The organism is Staphylococcus sp. FSL W8-0774 (assembly GCF_038006785.1).
Lineage (GTDB): Bacteria > Bacillota > Bacilli > Staphylococcales > Staphylococcaceae > Staphylococcus > Staphylococcus pasteuri.
In genome coordinates, this window is record NZ_JBBOVW010000001.1 from 2182666 (window position 1) to 2199828 (window position 17163).

The 17163-nt window shown below is 32.4% G+C and carries 20 protein-coding genes; 6 read left to right on the forward strand and 14 right to left on the reverse strand.

What is annotated here, in order from left to right; translation table 11 throughout:
* Positions 1-46: 46 nt before the first annotated feature.
* The 4 genes from NSQ15_RS10785 to NSQ15_RS10800 all read right to left on the reverse strand — a co-directional run bounded on the left by NSQ15_RS10785 (position 47) and on the right by NSQ15_RS10800 (position 3085).
* Entirely contained in the window at positions 47-1528 is a 1482-nt protein-coding gene (locus NSQ15_RS10785; protein ID WP_217232521.1) for an APC family permease, read from the reverse strand.
* Positions 1529-1635: 107 nt separating this feature from the next.
* Positions 1636-2004, reverse strand: a complete 369-nt coding sequence (locus tag NSQ15_RS10790) for a DUF423 domain-containing protein (RefSeq protein WP_096807881.1) — start codon at positions 2002-2004, stop codon at positions 1636-1638.
* Between the two features lie 24 nt (positions 2005-2028).
* A complete protein-coding gene (locus NSQ15_RS10795; RefSeq protein WP_017636386.1) occupies positions 2029-2424 on the reverse strand; it encodes a DUF5327 family protein in 396 nt (131 codons plus the stop codon).
* Positions 2417-3085 carry a uracil-DNA glycosylase gene (locus NSQ15_RS10800; protein WP_070452672.1) on the reverse strand — a complete coding sequence of 223 codons (669 nt, stop codon included), beginning with the start codon at positions 3083-3085 and terminating at the stop codon, positions 2417-2419. Before NSQ15_RS10800 ends, NSQ15_RS10795 begins: the two co-directional genes overlap by 8 nt.
* A 149-nt stretch (positions 3086-3234) precedes the next feature.
* On the opposite strand from NSQ15_RS10800, the gene NSQ15_RS10805 reads away from it, so the two are divergent.
* The 3 genes from NSQ15_RS10805 (at position 3235) to vraX (ending at position 5571) form a co-directional block, all read left to right on the forward strand.
* Complete coding sequence (locus NSQ15_RS10805; protein ID WP_217193754.1) at positions 3235-4233, forward strand: choloylglycine hydrolase family protein; 999 nt, start codon at positions 3235-3237, stop codon at positions 4231-4233.
* Between the two features lie 109 nt (positions 4234-4342).
* Positions 4343-5173, forward strand: coding sequence for a bifunctional hydroxymethylpyrimidine kinase/phosphomethylpyrimidine kinase (gene thiD, locus NSQ15_RS10810; protein WP_017636389.1), 831 nt, complete (start codon positions 4343-4345; stop codon positions 5171-5173).
* Positions 5174-5397: 224 nt separating this feature from the next.
* A complete protein-coding gene (gene vraX / locus NSQ15_RS10815; RefSeq protein WP_017636390.1) occupies positions 5398-5571 on the forward strand; it encodes a C1q-binding complement inhibitor VraX in 174 nt (57 codons plus the stop codon).
* Between the two features lie 298 nt (positions 5572-5869).
* Here vraX and NSQ15_RS10820 read toward each other — a convergent pair whose 3' ends face one another.
* From NSQ15_RS10820 to nagB, 9 genes are all read right to left on the reverse strand, one after another.
* Complete coding sequence (locus NSQ15_RS10820; RefSeq protein WP_017636391.1) at positions 5870-7282, reverse strand: MFS transporter; 1413 nt, start codon at positions 7280-7282, stop codon at positions 5870-5872.
* 183 nt (positions 7283-7465) lie between these two features.
* Positions 7466-7729: a hypothetical protein gene (locus NSQ15_RS10825; protein WP_029056373.1), complete on the reverse strand. Its 264-nt coding sequence runs from the start codon at positions 7727-7729 to the stop codon at positions 7466-7468.
* On the reverse strand, positions 7726-8100 hold the full coding sequence (locus NSQ15_RS10830) for a hypothetical protein (protein WP_029056372.1): 375 nt from the start codon (positions 8098-8100) through the stop codon (positions 7726-7728). The genes NSQ15_RS10825 and NSQ15_RS10830 overlap by 4 nt, the downstream gene beginning before the upstream one ends.
* On the reverse strand, positions 8066-9214 hold the full coding sequence (locus NSQ15_RS10835) for a thiolase family protein (RefSeq protein WP_070452677.1): 1149 nt from the start codon (positions 9212-9214) through the stop codon (positions 8066-8068). Before NSQ15_RS10835 ends, NSQ15_RS10830 begins: the two co-directional genes overlap by 35 nt.
* Positions 9214-10587, reverse strand: a complete 1374-nt coding sequence (locus tag NSQ15_RS10840) for an AMP-binding protein (protein ID WP_070452680.1) — start codon at positions 10585-10587, stop codon at positions 9214-9216. Before NSQ15_RS10840 ends, NSQ15_RS10835 begins: the two co-directional genes overlap by 1 nt.
* Positions 10588-10742: 155 nt before the next feature.
* Positions 10743-11390, reverse strand: coding sequence for an HAD family hydrolase (locus tag NSQ15_RS10845; RefSeq protein WP_017636396.1), 648 nt, complete (start codon positions 11388-11390; stop codon positions 10743-10745).
* Between the two features lie 120 nt (positions 11391-11510).
* Complete coding sequence (hxlB, locus tag NSQ15_RS10850) at positions 11511-12059, reverse strand: 6-phospho-3-hexuloisomerase (protein ID WP_037555767.1); 549 nt, start codon at positions 12057-12059, stop codon at positions 11511-11513.
* A 2-nt stretch (positions 12060-12061) separates the two neighbouring features.
* Entirely contained in the window at positions 12062-12694 is a 633-nt protein-coding gene (gene hxlA / locus NSQ15_RS10855; RefSeq protein ID WP_029056369.1) for a 3-hexulose-6-phosphate synthase, read from the reverse strand.
* Between the two features lie 93 nt (positions 12695-12787).
* Positions 12788-13519: a glucosamine-6-phosphate deaminase gene (gene nagB / locus NSQ15_RS10860; protein WP_217193753.1), complete on the reverse strand. Its 732-nt coding sequence runs from the start codon at positions 13517-13519 to the stop codon at positions 12788-12790.
* A gap of 237 nt (positions 13520-13756) precedes the next feature.
* Between nagB and NSQ15_RS10865 the strand changes: the two genes are divergently transcribed.
* The 3 genes from NSQ15_RS10865 to folE2 are packed head-to-tail and all read left to right on the forward strand — an operon-like array spanning position 13757 to position 15690.
* The gene (locus tag NSQ15_RS10865) at positions 13757-14119 is read left to right on the forward strand and encodes a YojF family protein (RefSeq protein ID WP_176745285.1); all 363 of its coding nucleotides are present in this window, start codon (positions 13757-13759) and stop codon (positions 14117-14119) included.
* Between the two features lie 14 nt (positions 14120-14133).
* Positions 14134-14799, forward strand: a complete 666-nt coding sequence (gene bshB2, locus NSQ15_RS10870) for a bacillithiol biosynthesis deacetylase BshB2 (protein WP_017636401.1) — start codon at positions 14134-14136, stop codon at positions 14797-14799.
* A gap of 12 nt (positions 14800-14811) precedes the next feature.
* Positions 14812-15690, forward strand: coding sequence for a GTP cyclohydrolase FolE2 (gene folE2, locus NSQ15_RS10875; protein WP_017636402.1), 879 nt, complete (start codon positions 14812-14814; stop codon positions 15688-15690).
* Between the two features lie 94 nt (positions 15691-15784).
* On the opposite strand, the gene NSQ15_RS10880 is transcribed toward folE2, so the two are convergent.
* The gene (locus tag NSQ15_RS10880) at positions 15785-17086 is read right to left on the reverse strand and encodes an MFS transporter (RefSeq protein ID WP_340747158.1); all 1302 of its coding nucleotides are present in this window, start codon (positions 17084-17086) and stop codon (positions 15785-15787) included.
* Positions 17087-17163 lie beyond the last annotated feature (77 nt).

Here is a 17163-nt window from a genome sequence, read left to right on the forward strand (position 1 = left end):
GAGTATTTAAGAGGTTCTCTCTTTTCTCATCATGACTTTTTAATTATTATTTATTTTTGACTGGTTCATCAACTATGTTTTCTACCTCATCTTCACTTCTGTTTAAAATTAATCTACTTAATTCATCGTTATCAATTTTTTTCAATTTAGGATAGCGAATGACAAAGAAAATCAATCCTAATACTAACCATACACCTAATGCAATATAAGATGGTAATGAAAGTGATGCTGGTGTACCAGGTATTAATAATAAACATAAGAAAATGAATGATACGACTGAACCAATAATACCGAATGTTTTATAAATTGGTGCATACGTATTACTTTGTTTATTGTAACTGAATAACTTAGTAGCAGATAAACAAGTCACAAAGTATGCTACAGAAACACCTGTTGAAGACATATCAACAATCCATGTTAACGCAGTACGTCCTAACCATGGTGCTATTAAAGATACCGCAACTAAGAAAATAATTGCTACATAAGGTGTCTTGTATTTACTATGAATGCGGCTAAATACTCTTGGCATAATTCCTGAACGTCCCATAGAGAATAGTAGTCTGCTGGCACTCATCAAGAATCCATTTAATCCAGTAAAGATACCCATCATAATAGCAATAGCTAATACAGCTAAACCAATATAACCAAATGCTGTTTGTGTTTCTGCACCTGTTAACCATAACTGGCCATTTAAACTTTTTTGATCTGTACTTAACCATCCTGTATATAAAATCATTACAACATATGTCATAGATGCTGCAAGTAAACTATACACAATTAACTTAAATGTTTTGTTTGGTGCAAAGTTAAATTCTTCGGCTGTTTGTGGTATATTATCGAATCCTACATAAGCCCATGGAGCAATTGCTACTATAGTGATAATAGACATGAACCAACCTTCATGTGGATTTGATAATGGTTTTAAGTTATCTAAGGCAAAGTTATTACCAAAGAATGAACCAAAGAACATTAATAATACTACAATAACCATAGCTACACAAAAATAATATTGTAATGACCCAGATACACTTGCGCCTCTAATAGCTATAAACATAAAGACAAGTAATAATACTGTTGCAATAATAATTTCAGTTATGTAGACATCCCAACCTGCAACTGAATACATTTTTCCGTTATTGAGTACACTTGGTAATAAAAATTTAATCAATAAACTAAAAGCGGTGGCATTCAATGCTACAACACAGACATAACCAAAGGTTAAGAACCATGAAGAGAAGAAACTTACATATCTACCAAAACTTAAGAAACTAAATGCAAATGCCCCACCAGAAACGGGGAATTTTTCTACTAAAGCACCATAACTTACTGCGATTAAAATCATAAGTATAGCGCCAATGACAATACCAATGGATGCAGCTACAGGACCTGCTTGCCCAATCCAATCCCCTGGTAGTATAAATGCGCCCCAACCAATACATGAACCATATGCAATCGCCCAAACAAACTTTTCTGATAAGTTCTTTTTGAGGTCGCCTCTATCTACCTTTTTATTTTCGTTATTTTCCATAATTAAAAACTCACCTCGATGTATGTGTATACCCGAAAAGGTGAGTCATGTAACTTAAATATCGAATTATTATTAATTTTATTTCAAAAACTGAACTAACGGTTTTATTAACCTGAAAACTTAAACGTTGCAATAATTAACATTAACCAGCCGACAATAAATAATACGCCACCAATTGGTGTAATAGCACCTAATATTCGCACTTGTGTTAAAGCTAATACATATAATGAACCACTAAAGAATACAATACCAAAGAATATTAACCATCCAGCCCAATTAATGTTGATTGATGTTGTTCCGCCAATCACACCAATAATTAATAATGCTAGTCCATGGTACATTTGATACATTGTCGCTTTTTCCCAAACAGACATGTACTTTTCTGATAGCTTACCTTCTAAACCATGTGCACCGAATGCACCAGTTCCAACAGCCATCATTGTATTTAAGGCTCCTAATATAATAAATAATTTCATCATAATTTATGTTCTCCTTTATGTTTAAAAATCAAATATAGACTCACCGTTGCCTATTTCATCATCAGTCGTCATTAAATTAGAATTAGAGATTGAATTCGTATTGGTTGGTTGAGATTTTGCACTTTCCGTATTAGAAACTTTTCCACCCATTGCTCTAATTTCTTCAACTGTCACATTATCATAGCCAGATTTACTATAATTATCACTCATTGGTTTATTCGCTGTACTTACCTCTGTATGCGTAAAATCATTACCTTTAGATTTTCCCATACTCATTTTGTCTGTAGCCGAAGATGTATAAAGTGCTGTAATTGTATGTATCGCATACATATGTTTCTCAAAATCTTGTTGTGAAGTTGATTCGTCAGCTTGAACGAGTTCTCGTTCTATTAATTGAATCACTTTGTCTTTATCCATGACTATTATCCTCTCTTTCACACCAATGAATAGGCGTTTTACCTTTTGATACTAAAAATGAATTTGCTTTTGAATAAGGTTTAGAGCCGAAGAACCCTCTATACGCAGATAATGGACTTGGATGTGGTGACTTTATTATATAATGCTTAGATGTATCGATTAATTTTATTTTTTGTTGGGCGGGTTTTCCCCATAAAATAAACACAACATCTTCTCTTTCCCCTGAAATGGTACGAATCACTTCATCTGTAAATATTTCCCAGCCAATATCTTTATGGGAGTGAGCATCACCCTGTCTTACAGTTAATACTGTATTAAGAAGTAACACACCTTCTCTTGCCCAATCCTGTAAATGTGGTGACTGACGTCTACAACCTATGTCTTCTTCTAATTCTTGGTACATATTTCTTAATGAAGGTGGAAATTTAGCATTAGGTTGTACTGAAAAAGCTAACCCATGCGCTTGATTAGGGCCATGATAAGGATCTTGCCCTAATATGACAACTTTAATGTCTTCAAACGGTGTTAAATCAAAGGCTTGATAAATATTTTCTCTATCTGGATAAACAATTTGTGTTGTATATTCTTTTTCAAGAAAGTCATGCATTGCCTTGAAATCATGTTTAGACGTAATATTATGAAAAACTTCAGACCATTCCATCCTTTTTCACCTCAAAGATATTTTAACATATCTCTACCTTCAAATTATAATTAGGTTTAATGTAAACTTTTGTTTAAAATAAGTTTACAAATTATCTTGAATTATATATAGTTCATAATAAGATGAATTAAAAGTTTGGAGAGACGTATATGTGTACAGGATTTTCATTTTACACAAAACAGCAACATCATTATTTAGCTAGAACTATGGACTTTGCTTTTGAATTTAACGGCATACCAACTGTAGTACCTAGAAATTTTGATTATCAATTTGATTTAGAACCATCTATGAAACTCACTTATGGTTTTGTCGGCACTAATTTAAAGGTAGGTCGATATCGTTTTGGAGATGGTGTTAATGAATGCGGCATCGCTATTTCAAATCATTATTTTACTGGCGAAGCATCTTATAGCAAACATAAACGTTATGGTTATTTTAATTTAGCTCCTGAAGAATTTATCATATGGGTGCTTGGCTTCACTAAAAATATTCAAGACTTAAAGCAAAAAGTCAAAAAGGTCAATATTATGCATGAGAAGAATGAAACGTTGAACATTGTACCACCGCTTCACTTCATTATAACTGACCGTGAAGGTCATACTGTGTCAGTAGAACCACATAATGGTTTGCTTATTGTTAAAGACAATCATATAAATGTGCTTACTAATTCACCCAATTTAGAATGGCACATACAAAATTTAAGAAATTATGCTTTTTTATCGCCTAAAAAGTCTACTAATCATTTAGTAGGCAAATTATTAGTAAAATCTATGGGTGCTGAAGCAGGTACAAATGGATTACCAGGTGGATATACTTCTCCTGAACGTTTCGTAAGAGCAAGTTATTTAAGACATCAACTACCACAATCAAACGATGAAGAACAAAATTTGATTAATTGTTTTAAAATATTAGATTCTGTAAGCATTCCTCAAGGTGCCGTCATTGATGAAGGTGCCGTCATTGATGCTGGGGAAACACACTACACGCAATATCAATTAGTAATGGATAGTAAAAATAGGACTTATTTTTTAAAACCTTATTTCACAAACCAAATATTTAAAATTCAATTAAATGAAGACTTACTATCAAAAAATGATATGACATTTATCGATATTGATCATCAGTTAAAAATAACTCATCTTAACTAATTAGATAACATGACAAATAAACTTTATAATATGACACTATTTTATTTTGCTACTATGTGAATCGTGATATGATGGTAACAGTATTAGAAAACATTGGGAGTGAATTCAAATGGCATTAAAAAAAGTATTAACAATTGCTGGTTCAGATACTAGTGCAGGTGCTGGTATGCAAGCTGATTTAAAAACTTTTCAAGAATTAGACGTATACGGTATGGTAGCTTTAACTTCTATCGTAACTATGGATAAAGAAACATGGTCTCATGATGTAACACCATTACCTATGGATGTATTTGAAAAACAACTTGAAACTGCTATTTCTATTGGTCCAGATGCTATTAAAACTGGTATGCTAGGTACAGAAGAAATCATTAAACGTGCTGGTGAAGTTTATGAACAATCTGGCGCTAACTATTTCGTTGTCGATCCTGTTATGGTTTGTAAAGGTGAAGATGAAGTACTTAACCCGGGAAATACTGATGCAATGATTCAATATTTATTACCTAAAGCAACAGTGGTTACCCCTAATTTATTTGAAGCTGGTCAATTATCAGGATTAGGTAAACTAACTTCTATTGATGAAATGAAAAAAGCAGCTCAAATCATTTATGACAAAGGTGCTCAACACGTTATTATTAAAGGCGGTAAAGCTTTAGATCAAGATAAATCATATGACTTGTACTTTGATGGTAAAACATTCTATCAATTAACTACAGATATGTTCCAACAAAGCTACAATCATGGTGCTGGATGCACATTTGCAGCTGCGACAACAGCTTATCTTGCAAATGGTAAATCACCTAAAGAAGCAGTCATTGCAGCAAAAGCATTCGTTGCTTCAGCTATTAAAAATGGTTGGAAAATGAACGACTTTGTTGGCCCTGTTGACCATGGTGCTAACCGTCGTATAGAACAAATTGACGTTCAAGTAACTGAAGTTTAAATATAATCATAGATTTTATTAAATAGACTAGGCTTACACTATCGCATGTTTTGTATAGTGTAAGCCTTTTTCATTCTATTAATCACCTAACTTCTACCTACATATATAGTCGTAGTTGATTATCCAATGATAGACTGAGTTAAAGTTGATACCAAAGCCTCATGTCTAATGGTTGATGAACGTGTATGATATAAAGTGTAGAGAGATAAAGGAGGTATAACAACATGATTATTCATAAACAAGATATCCAAGACGGTATTCCTAAATACGAAATCATTACTAAAAAATTCAAATCAATCACTGTTAAGTTTGATGAAACCTTTAATAAAAATGATATCTATCGATTACTCTCTCTACTTGAAAATGACGTCGACAGAATGCATTTCAGTCACGCATGATTGTTATTTTCAGCATCAAGAATCTACAGATTTAAAGTTTAAAAGGTAAAAGATCCATGTTTCAAACGTTCAAACAATGGTTTTAAAGTTTCTTGTCCCCTAACTACAGACACTTTAAATGCCATCATCCCTAAAATACTCATCTTAATAACGATAAAAAGTGCTAATGTTAACCAAAGTTGTCCCCTTTGGTGGTTCAGAGAGAAACTTTGAACCTTCTTAACATTAGCACTTTTCTATTAAAAAAAGAGTCTTATGACAATTGTATTTAACAATTACCACAAGACTCACATATTAATTAAAAGTCTTCTTTTTCTTGTCGTTCTTTTACCCACCATAATGCTTTTTCAGGGTGAGCTTCATAATAAGCTTTATCTTTCTCATTATCTACGTTAGGGTAAGAACCTTTAAGTGACTTACCTGCTGTAGCTGCATGTAATAATGTAATAACTAAGAATCCAATAACACTAATTGCTGTTAAGTAATAAGCTGGTGCTAATACATTACCTGTAGCTTCAACTAACCATGAAGCAATTAATGGTGTTGTACCACCAAATAATGATACAGATACGTTAAATGTTACTGATAATGTACGATATCTAATATGTGTATAGAATATCGTTGGAAGTGATCCTGGCATTGTTGCTTCATAAGTTGATAAGAAGAATCCTAGAATTAAGACACCAATGATAATGAACGGTAATGATTTTGTTGCTAATAATGAAAATGCAACAATACTTAATAACGTTAATCCACCAGTACCGATTAAGAATACTTTCTTTTCACCTATTTTATCTGCCAATTTACCGAATCCTAAAGCTAATGGAATCATAATTGCCATGATACAAGTAATGATGACACTAGTTGTCGTTTGATCTACTTTTGCAACTTGACCTAAATATGTAGGTAAGTATGCTGTCACCATATAGTTCGTAACGTTAAAGAATACTACTGCTACGAAACAAACGATGATATCTTTGTAGTAATAACGAATGATACCAAAGAAATTAATCGTATCTCTTTTCGGAGTTTCTGCAACATCATTTTCAAATACAGGTGATTCTTCCAATTTTCTACGTAAGTATAATCCAAATAAACCTAAGAATAAACCTAAAATAAATGGAATTCTCCAACCCCATGCTTGCATTTGATCATGAGTTAAGAAGAAACTTAATAATGCAATCATAATTGAAGCTGCAATATAACCAGATAATGTACCAATTTCTAATCCACTACCTAAGCTATTACGCTTTTTATCTGGTGAAGACTCTGCAACATATGTCATTGCACCTGCATATTCCCCACCAGTAGAGAAACCTTGTAAAATACGCGCTAATAACAAGAGAATAGGTGCCCATATACCAATCGTGTCATAATTTGGTAGTAAACCAATTGTTAATGTAGACAGTGCCATTAATATAATTGTTGTAGTTAATACAACTTTACGACCGTATTTGTCTCCCACAATACCAAATACGATACCACCTATAGGTCTAAGTAAGAATGCAATCGCTAATGCAGCAAATGTAAATATTTGCTGAATTTGAGGATTGTCGACTGGAGAGAAAAAGTTCGCTCCTATGTAAGCTGTCGTATAAGCATAAACACCAAAGTCAAACCATTCCATGGCATTACCAATACCGGTTGCGACAACGGTTTTTTTCGCTTTTTGAGCGTCGACCATGTTAATATTTTCTTTTTCGAAATCCATGTAATTTAACACTCCTTTGTATGTTACATAATTATACTATGATAGTTAATGTTGTCAAATTGATTTAATTTTATTTAAATTCAAAAATACAAATTTATTCATTTTACAGAAAATTAGTTAAAATAAAAAAATCTATTCAATCAAATCATCCATTAAGAAAAATTATTTAAAACAAATTCTATTTTATCTAATTTTTACAACAATTAACTTTACCCCATCTTCTTTATTCCAAACCGTTATCGTATCCTTATTTTTCATTGAATAATCAATATCTTCATTAATACCAATGGTTCTAAAGTATTTTATTTTATAAGAAGACCACGTTATATCGAGTTTATTCATCACAATATCACAAACTAATTGTCCTGGAACAATATCATCATGGATTTCATTTTTATCGTTTACACATGCCAAATAGTGTTTTATTAGTTGCTCATTTATCTTCATATCTGATTTACCTTTATAAATATTTGTTCTATATAAATACAATTATTATTATCTTTATTAATTTTCAAAGTGTAGGTGTATTTGATGAAATTTTTGATTTTAAGTACCTCTTTTTTGCGTAATTCTGCTTTATAATTTGTACATGTAACTAATTTATTGGTTTGGTATACTTTTGTTTCTTTCAAATAGATTTTTTCATTTATAAATTCCTGGAACAATGTGAATTCTGGCCATAACTTGGCACAAAATAATTCAGGAACATAACCCTTATATTCCACACCAATAATTTGACAATATCTCATTACCTCCTCTTCATTAAATCGAATTTCTCTTATTTCACTTTGTGTCCCATCGTTCGAATAAAGCTGCATTACCGAGGCCACCTCCTATACCCATAGTCGCTATTGTTCTAAAATTATCTTTCATATAAAACAATCGTGTCACTAAGGCTGCACCACTTGCTCCATATGGATGTCCAGACGCTAAAGCACCACCCCATTGATTTAATTTATAATCTGGTATATTTAATAATTTTTGTGAGGCTAAAACTTGTGCGCTAAATGCTTCATTCAGTTCTATTGCATCAATATCATGAATGGTTAATTCATAACAATTAAGTAAATTCTGTACAGCAGGTACCGGACCAATCCCCAGTATGTTAGGGTCTACACCTTTTGTCATGGCACCCTTAAAATATAGACCATTGTTAAATCCATAATATTTCGCTGTTTCAAGTTCCATAATTAAAACCAATACAGCTCCATCATTCTTCATACAACTATTTCCTACTGTCACTGTACCATTAGGTAATTGTGGCTTAAATCGCGATAATGTTTTTAAATTTAAATTAGGTTTTATACTTTCATCGTCTTCAAATTTTTCACCTTTTACTATTAAAGGGACTATTTCTTGGTTTATATTTCCATTTTCATAATTCAATCTTGTGCGCTGATGACTTTGATATGCAAATTGATCTTGGTCTTCCCGTGATACGTTGTATTTTCTAGCAACGTTTTCAGCTGCTTCAATCATAGTTGGATCCTGTCCCTTTGGTGCAAATGAAGCTTTCTCATAAAATTGAGGGAAATGTTGTTCATATACAGATTGAGGTCGTAGTATTTTCCATGGTGCTCGACTTGTACTTTCTACTCCTCCAGCAAGATAAATTTTTCCAGCTTCACTTTGTACCATTCGACAAGCATAAATGATACTTTCTAACCCCGAACCACATTGTCTATCTATCGTTAATCCTGGTATCGCATCATCAATGCCAGCCTCTAATAAAGATTTCCGTGCAATATTGCCACCATTTCCTACTGTATTTCCTAAAATAACTTCATCTAAATTAGCAATCACTTCTGAATAATTATCTTGATAATAGTTAAATAATGATTTTAATAATTCCTCTGGTTCTAGATGTTTTAATTTACCTCCATATTTGCCAAATGCTGTCCTTTTAGCTGCAACAATAACGGGTTGTTTCATTATTTTAGTTCTCCTGTATTCCATCTTTTTTCCATTTCAAATCGAGATATTTTGCCGCTTCGTGTATACGACATTTTAGTTACCTTCTTTATCTTAGAAGGAATTTCGTACCTATCTATTTTATTCATTAAATACGTTTTCAATTGTCTATAATCTAATTCAATATCGCCTGTATATAGTAAAACAGCAATTTCTCCAAATTTATCATGTTGCTGTCCTATAACAATAGCTTCATTAATTCCATGGATTTTAGTAACTTCGCTTTCTATTTTAGCTGGATAAACGTTTTTACCGCCTATAATCAATCTTGACCCAACTCTTCCTCTTAAATACAAACATTGCTTCTCATCAATATGTGCATAATCACCTGTACTAATCCATTGATAATCATGTAATTCGTTCTCATCATTCACATAACCACTAAACGTCATATTACTTCTGACATATAATCGACCTATACCTTCTTCATCTTTGTTCTTTATTTGGTAATCAACATTTGAAAATAATTTACCAACTGATGATTCGGGTGCGCTTTGGTTTAAGTTATAACTTATAAAACTAGCTTCCGATGTCCCAAAAAATTCTATTAAATTTACATGAGATAACTGTTCTTTTAATTTATAGAACATATGCTTATTTAATTTAGCACCACTACTAAAAATACTAGACAAACATGTTGGCATATCATGATTGGACAATAGTTGATGTAACATGGTTGGCACTAAAAACATCGCAGTAGGAAGTTGAATGGTGTTCAATTTGTCAATGAGTTGTATCGAATTAAAATGATTTTGTCCAATAAACGTGCGACCAGTATAAAGAGCGTATATACAAGCATATAGCGACAAAGAGTGTGATAAAGGGCCAGGTGCTACAAATATTTTTTCTTGTCTTTGCATAAGCATTTCATTTTGTTCGAACGAAACAATCCATGACGGTTCGTTACGATAGTAAGTTTTAGGTAAACCAGTTGTACCTGAAGTAAAACCAATATGTAAGATATTAGTTGGATTATCTTTTATTGATGTCAGTTTAACTGCTGAGACTTTCGATATTTCATTTTCCATATTATGAAATGGTATATGATAAGTATTCATAAGCTCTCTAATCATTTTCAAACTCCATTTGCTATCCAATAAACACGGTACACAATCTAAAGACAATAAAGTCAAATAGTCGATAATATTTTTTAATGCATTATGATGGCATAATGCTACCCTGACGCCTTTTGGGATAGAAGTCATTGTTTTTTTGTTTTGGTTTATCAATAAACATATTTCATGGTACGTAACTGTTTCATCATCAATAATCACAGCTGGTTGATCTGATTTTGTTATAGCGTATTGTTGTAATTGTCGAAGTAATTCTGACATATTCCCACCTACAAATGTTAACTTATTTGTATATTATATTAACATTTAATTTGTTTCATTGATAAATAAAAAAGTTAGAGCATTTTTAACTGTCATTTTAATGACTTAATACTCTAACTTTAATTGATATATTATTTATTTATCATGTTTGTAAGTTATAAAACTCTAATTATCTCGTCCACTTCACTTAATACATAATCTGGATTTTCACTGATTAAATCTTTTGATGAATGTGAACCCCAAGTTACTGCACAAGATTTAATTCCAGCTGCTTTAGCCATTTGAATATCAAATATAGCATCCCCGATATATATACTATTCGCTGGATTAAGGTTATGATTTTGAAGAATGTACTGTAATCCGTCTGGGTCGGGTTTATAATGTTTCACTTTATCAGAACCAATAGCTTCTTTAATAAATCGACTCAAACCTAAATGTTCTAAATTCCTTTGTAATACATTCGTTTTTTTACTAGATACAACAAACATTTGCTTATTTTGTCTACTTAATTGATCTAGTGTTTCTGCTATTCCAGAATAAGAACATAAATATCTCGCCTCGAATTGTTGATACTGTTCTCTAAAAAGTTGTATCAGTTGATCTAACGCTTCTTCAGATAAAAAACGATCACTCATCTCCATAAATGACTTTTCAATTGGTATTCCCATATAATGAATAATTTCTGAATCACTTGGCTCTGTTAATCCAAATTGTGCAAAGGCTTCTTTAGTCGCCTCAATTGAACATTGCTTTGAATCTGCTAATGTCCCGTCAAAATCAAAAATATAATTATCAAAATTCAAATTATTCACCTCTAAAATATCAAATTAAGGTTTATCTTTTTATTATATAACAAAATTAACATATATTATGCCATAATAAAAGCTGAGACATCTTTCTATGTCCCAGCCTAAATTGATTATTTATTCTAAGTTTGCATGATTATTTTGCATTGTCGTTTCGTCAACATTAAGTTGGTTCATTAAACCAATCACAATACTATCTAAAAAGATTTGAGACGATTGTTCGAATAAACTACCTAATGGTTGATTTGAACCTTCAGCATCATGTTTAGTACCTGCCGGCAATTCAACAACCGTGTCTGCAATTTCACCAATTGCAGAATCAAGTTTAGTAGTTAATAGTACAACTTCTGCTTCCACTGATTTTGCTTTATCAGCTAATAAACGTAAATGTTCTGTAGAACCTGAACCAGAAATGACAATGAATAAATCGCCTTTTTGTATAGATGGCGTCGTTGACTCACCAATGACAAATGCTTGCTTGCCTAATTGATTCAATCTCATTGCAAAGCTATTTGCAACAAATCCAGAACGACCCTTACCTGCAACGAAGATTCGTGAAGCTTCTGTTACTTCAGAAGCAAATCCGTCGAATTCTTCATCCTTTACGTGAGATAAAGTTCCTTTTAACTCATCTAAAATGAGTTGATAATTATTAAATTTAGTCATAATTACTTACCTTCAATAGCGTCACGACATTGTTTAGCAGCTTCTACAGGGTCGTCAGCGTTAGCAATACCGCCACCAACAATAACTAAGTCAGGATCTTCTGCAACAATATCTTTAATAGTATCTGGTTTAATACCGCCAGCTACAGCTACTTTAGAATTTTTAATTACTGATTTAACTTTACGTAAGCTATCTAATGGAGATTGTCCTTCTGCTTGTAAATCATAACCAGTATGGACTGCAATGTAGTCAGCACCCATTTCGTCTAATTCTTTTGCGCGTTTTTCTAAATCTTGCACTGCAATCATATCTACTAATAATTGTTTATCATTTTTGTGTGCTTCTTCTACTGCCGCTTTAATTGAAGCATCTTCAGCTACACCTAAAATTGTTACAACATCTGCACCAAATTTAACTGCTTGGCTAACTTCATAGTCCGCTGCGTCCATGATTTTTAAGTCAGCTAAAACTTTTGCATTGTTAATATTTTCATTTAAATGTTGTACTGCAGGTAAACCTTCATTAATAACGATTGGAGTACCAATTTCAACAATATCAACATATTCTTCTACTTTTTTCGCTAATTCTGCTGCTTCTTCTTTATTTAATAAGTCAATTGCTAATTGTAATTCCATTATAATTCATCCTTTCAGTTTAAACTGTTTTTCTCTCACATTGAATGAATTACCCTTTAAACTTTTACTTTAAACGAAACGTATATTTATAAGCTAATCGACATCCGGTGTAGCTGCATCATCTACATATATTTCTACATTAGCATGTGTTTTTAAAATGGTAGATGGAATATCTTCTGATATAGGTTGAGTTAATAAATTGTTTATGGCTTGTCTTTTTTTCTCGCCAAATGCTAATAATATAATTCTTTCAGCTTTAATGATGGATTGAAGTCCCATAGATACTGCTTGTTTAGGCACTTCAGACTCATGATTAAAGTATCTACTATTCGCTTTAATTGTACTTTCAGTTAAATCAACAACGTGTGTTTCGCTACCAAAATCTGTACCTGGTTCGTTAAATCCTATATGTCCATTTTCTCCAATACCTAGCAATTGAATGTCGATAGGCCCCTCAGATTCAATGATTTGATTATACCGTTTCACTTCTTCATCTAAGTTGTGTGCATCTCCATTTGGTATATGAATATTTTGACGATTGAAATACGGATACTGATTAAATAAAATTTGATTCATATAATAATGATAACTTTGATTGTGTTCAGGCTCTAAACCAACATATTCATCTAAATTAAATGTTGTTATCTTTGATACATCTAATTGATTTTTCTTTAATAACGAAACTAAATGTTCATAAACATTTGTCATAGTTCCACCAGTCGCTAAACCTAAATTACTATTTGGATATTCATCCATTTGTTTAAATAATTCGCAAGCAACATAAAATGATGCTAATTCTTTAGTGCCTAAATTAATAATTTTCATAATAAATCACCTCAAATAATTACTACCAAACAATATAATAACCAACCCCTTAATTACATTTTGGATTATAACACGACACAACATTTTTCCGTAATAAAGTGATATCCCTTCATGAAAATGTTAATATATGGAAATAATTACAAAATTAATTAAATAAATTGAGCAGAGATGTACATTTATTGAGTTGTTTTTAGTAAAATAGACTGATAAACACATTGAATGGTGTAAGGAGTGAACGTGTTGGAACCTATTAAATATGAAGAAGTAATGGATTTATTAACTTCTTATGAAAACAAACCCGTTTACCTACATGTTGAAACAACAAATGGTGCTTATGCTAACCATTTTGATGAACGTGTATTTAATGCTGGTACTTTTTTGAGAAATATACAAGTAACATTTGAACATGCACAACTTAAAGGTGGAGATAAAGATCCATACCGTATCGGATTAAAACTTCGCGACGGAGGTTGGGTTTATGTTCAGGGACTAACACATTATGAAGTTAACCAAAATAATGAATGTCTCATAGCTGGATTTAATTATGAAGGACAATTGGCTGCTACATTAGAAATTAGCGATAAGCCATTTACAATATAGAGGAGGTAAGATTCATGACAGATGAAAGACATGTACTCGTTATATTCCCTCATCCAGATGATGAAGCCTTCTCATCTGCGGGAACAATCGCAAGTTATATCGAGGCAGGCGTTCCGGTAACATATGCTTGTTTAACTTTAGGCCAAATGGGCAGGAATTTGGGTAACCCTCCATTTGCTACTAGAGAATCATTACCAGATATTCGTGAAAAAGAATTGGAAAATGCCGCTAAAGCGATTGGCATTACTGATTTAAGAAAAATGGGACTCAGAGATAAAACTGTTGAATTCGAACCACATGATCAAATGGATGATATGGTTAAAAATTTGATTGATGAAACTAATCCTTCATTAATTATTTCTTTTTATCCGAAATTTGCAGTTCATCCAGACCACGAAGCAACTGGTGAAGCAGTAGTAAGAACTGTTGGTCGTATGCCAGAGAATGAACGTCCAAGATTAACATTAGTTGCGTTTAGTAATGATGCACCCGATATATTAGGTGAACCTGACATCCAAAATGATATTTCTAAATATAAGGATATTAAAATTAAAGCCTTTGAAGCACATGCTTCACAAACTGGACCATTTTTAAAAGAATTAGCAAGTCCACAAGTTGGTGGAGAAGTTCATAGCTTTTTAGAAATTGAACCATTCTGGACTTATCATTTCGAATCTTAATGGAGGTTAACAATGACAGAATTTGATTTATCTACACGTGAAGGCCGATGGAAACATTTTGGTTCTGTTGACCCTATCGAAGGTACGAAACCCACAACTAAAAATGAAATGACTGATTTGCAAAGTACGCACAAAAACTTCTTATTTGAAATCGAAGAAGTTGGTATTAAAAACTTAACTTATCCTGTATTAATTGATCAATTTCAAACAGCAGGTACATTTAGTTTTTCAACAAGTTTAAATAAAGATGAAAAAGGCATAAATATGAGCCGCATTTTAGAAAGTGTTGAAAAACATTACAATAATGGTATTGAATTGGAATTTAATACGTTATACCATGTTTTACGAACATTGCAAGAAAAAATGAACCAAAATGCTGCCGGTGTTGATGTTAGTGGTAAATGGTTCTTTGATCGTTTTAGCCCTGTAACTAATATCAAAGCGATTGGAAATGCTGATGTCACTTATGGTATTGCTATTGAAGGTACTAAAGTTACGCGTAAAGAAGTAACTATTCAAGCAGCTGTTACTACTTTATGTCCTTGCTCTAAAGAAATCAGCGAATACTCTGCGCATAACCAACGTGGGATTGTTACAGTTAAAGCATATCTAAACAAAGATGACATAGTTATAGATGATTACAAAGATAAAATTTTAGATGCTATGGAAGCTAACGCTAGCTCAATATTATACCCTATATTGAAACGCCCAGACGAAAAAAGTGTTACTGAACGTGCTTATGAAAATCCACGTTTTGTTGAAGACTTAATTCGTTTGATTGCTGCAGATTTAGTTGAATTCGATTGGATTGAGGGATTTGATATCGAATGTCGAAATGAAGAATCAATACATCAACATGATGCATTTGCTCGTTTAAAATATAGAAAATAAAAAAACAGTCCATCCGATATTTCTATAACGGATGGACTGCCAATATATTATTTATTTGTTAACCTGAGACTTGTAATTAAGTCTCAGGTTATTTTTATTTTGAAATATGCATTTTCTTTTCACCTGGTTTAACAAAGCACATTGCAACAATACTAATCAATGATGCTACTACTGCAGAAACGAACATTGAAGAATAACCATATGATGCTACTAAGTAACCTGTTAATGTTGGTGCAATAACTGTCGCTGTATTAACAAAGAAATGTGTGATACCACCAAATGTACCAGTATTATTTGGTGTAGTATCAATGATAACTGCCCAATAAACTGCGTTTGGTAAGAAAATAAATGCATTTCCTATCATCATCAATATCATCACTGCGACAATACTATGCGTAAATGGAATAATCACGAAACATGTTCCAGCACAAATCATACCAGCTATTGATAAACCTGATCGTGCAATTCTTAAACTTCCCGTTTTCTTTCTAAGCCAATCTGAAAGTTGACCACCAAAGTATGCTGTGAACACCGCACCTATCCAAGGAATCATACCTAAATACCATAAAGAGTGTATTTCAAAGTGATATTCATCTTGTAAGTATTTAGGAGTCCAAGTTAATATCAAGAAGTTCACATATTGGAAACCAAAATAACCTAACATATTACAAATAAGTGTTGTACTTGTGAAAAAGTGATACCATTTTTCTTTAGATTGTTCAGTATCAACTGTCTTTTCAACATTTAAACTATCCTCTGTAGAACGTATTGATTTAAGTTCTTCTTCAGAAATTCTTTTATTATCTTCAGGGTAATCTGTAAATACCTTCGCCCAAATAACTACCCAAACAAGACCTAATAAACCTAGTAAAATAAATAATAGACGCCAATTTGAAATAGTTAAAAAGCCTGAAACTATTGGAGCTGTAATTACTGCGCCTAGAGGGACTCCAATTAATCCTAAGGCAGAAAGTAAGCCTCTTTCTTTTGGTGCTGCCCAGTTCGCATTTGTTTTACTGATTGTTGAAAATATTGGACCTTCAGCTATACCAAACATAACGCGTAGCATACCAAAACCAGCTAAAGCTGAACCATCAAACACTGCTATACCTAGTTCCCCAGCAAATGCCATTCCAATTTCAACTAATGACCAAGCTGTTCCTGCTACAATCCAAACAAATTTTGGCCCTTTTTTATCCGCTGTAATTCCACCTAATAGGGAACCAAACATATAACCATAACCGAAATAGCCAAGAATAGTTCCCCAAGCAATCGTGTCAAATCCAAATTCTTTAATAATATCTTCTTGCGCGTATGAAATGGCCCCCCTGTCAATGTAATTAATCATTGTCATAAGCACAATCATAGTAATAATAAAATAACGATAACGTTTCATTAAGCCCCACCCCTTCATGAACATTTACACTTGTATGTAGTTTATCATATATTTATTTGTAAGCGCTACCACAAATA

What these genes read in the sequence shown, in the direction of transcription:
- NSQ15_RS10785 (WP_217232521.1), bottom strand. Translation starts at nt 1,528, where the DNA reads ATGGAAAATAACGAAAATAAAAAGGTAGATAGAGGCGACCTCAAAAAG.
- NSQ15_RS10790 (WP_096807881.1), bottom strand. Translation starts at nt 2,004, where the DNA reads ATGAAATTATTTATTATATTAGGAGCCTTAAATACAATGATGGCTGTT.
- NSQ15_RS10795 (WP_017636386.1), bottom strand. Translation starts at nt 2,424, where the DNA reads ATGGATAAAGACAAAGTGATTCAATTAATAGAACGAGAACTCGTTCAA.
- NSQ15_RS10800 (WP_070452672.1), bottom strand. Translation starts at nt 3,085, where the DNA reads ATGGAATGGTCTGAAGTTTTTCATAATATTACGTCTAAACATGATTTC.
- NSQ15_RS10805 (WP_217193754.1), top strand. Translation starts at nt 3,235, where the DNA reads ATGTGTACAGGATTTTCATTTTACACAAAACAGCAACATCATTATTTA.
- thiD (WP_017636389.1), top strand. Translation starts at nt 4,343, where the DNA reads ATGGCATTAAAAAAAGTATTAACAATTGCTGGTTCAGATACTAGTGCA.
- vraX (WP_017636390.1), top strand. Translation starts at nt 5,398, where the DNA reads ATGATTATTCATAAACAAGATATCCAAGACGGTATTCCTAAATACGAA.
- NSQ15_RS10820 (WP_017636391.1), bottom strand. Translation starts at nt 7,282, where the DNA reads ATGGATTTCGAAAAAGAAAATATTAACATGGTCGACGCTCAAAAAGCG.
- NSQ15_RS10825 (WP_029056373.1), bottom strand. Translation starts at nt 7,729, where the DNA reads ATGAAGATAAATGAGCAACTAATAAAACACTATTTGGCATGTGTAAAC.
- NSQ15_RS10830 (WP_029056372.1), bottom strand. Translation starts at nt 8,100, where the DNA reads ATGCAGCTTTATTCGAACGATGGGACACAAAGTGAAATAAGAGAAATT.
- NSQ15_RS10835 (WP_070452677.1), bottom strand. Translation starts at nt 9,214, where the DNA reads ATGAAACAACCCGTTATTGTTGCAGCTAAAAGGACAGCATTTGGCAAA.
- NSQ15_RS10840 (WP_070452680.1), bottom strand. Translation starts at nt 10,587, where the DNA reads ATGTCAGAATTACTTCGACAATTACAACAATACGCTATAACAAAATCA.
- hxlB (WP_037555767.1), bottom strand. Translation starts at nt 12,059, where the DNA reads ATGACTAAATTTAATAATTATCAACTCATTTTAGATGAGTTAAAAGGA.
- hxlA (WP_029056369.1), bottom strand. Translation starts at nt 12,694, where the DNA reads ATGGAATTACAATTAGCAATTGACTTATTAAATAAAGAAGAAGCAGCA.
- nagB (WP_217193753.1), bottom strand. Translation starts at nt 13,519, where the DNA reads ATGAAAATTATTAATTTAGGCACTAAAGAATTAGCATCATTTTATGTT.
- bshB2 (WP_017636401.1), top strand. Translation starts at nt 14,134, where the DNA reads ATGACAGATGAAAGACATGTACTCGTTATATTCCCTCATCCAGATGAT.
- folE2 (WP_017636402.1), top strand. Translation starts at nt 14,812, where the DNA reads ATGACAGAATTTGATTTATCTACACGTGAAGGCCGATGGAAACATTTT.
- NSQ15_RS10880 (WP_340747158.1), bottom strand. Translation starts at nt 17,086, where the DNA reads ATGAAACGTTATCGTTATTTTATTATTACTATGATTGTGCTTATGACA.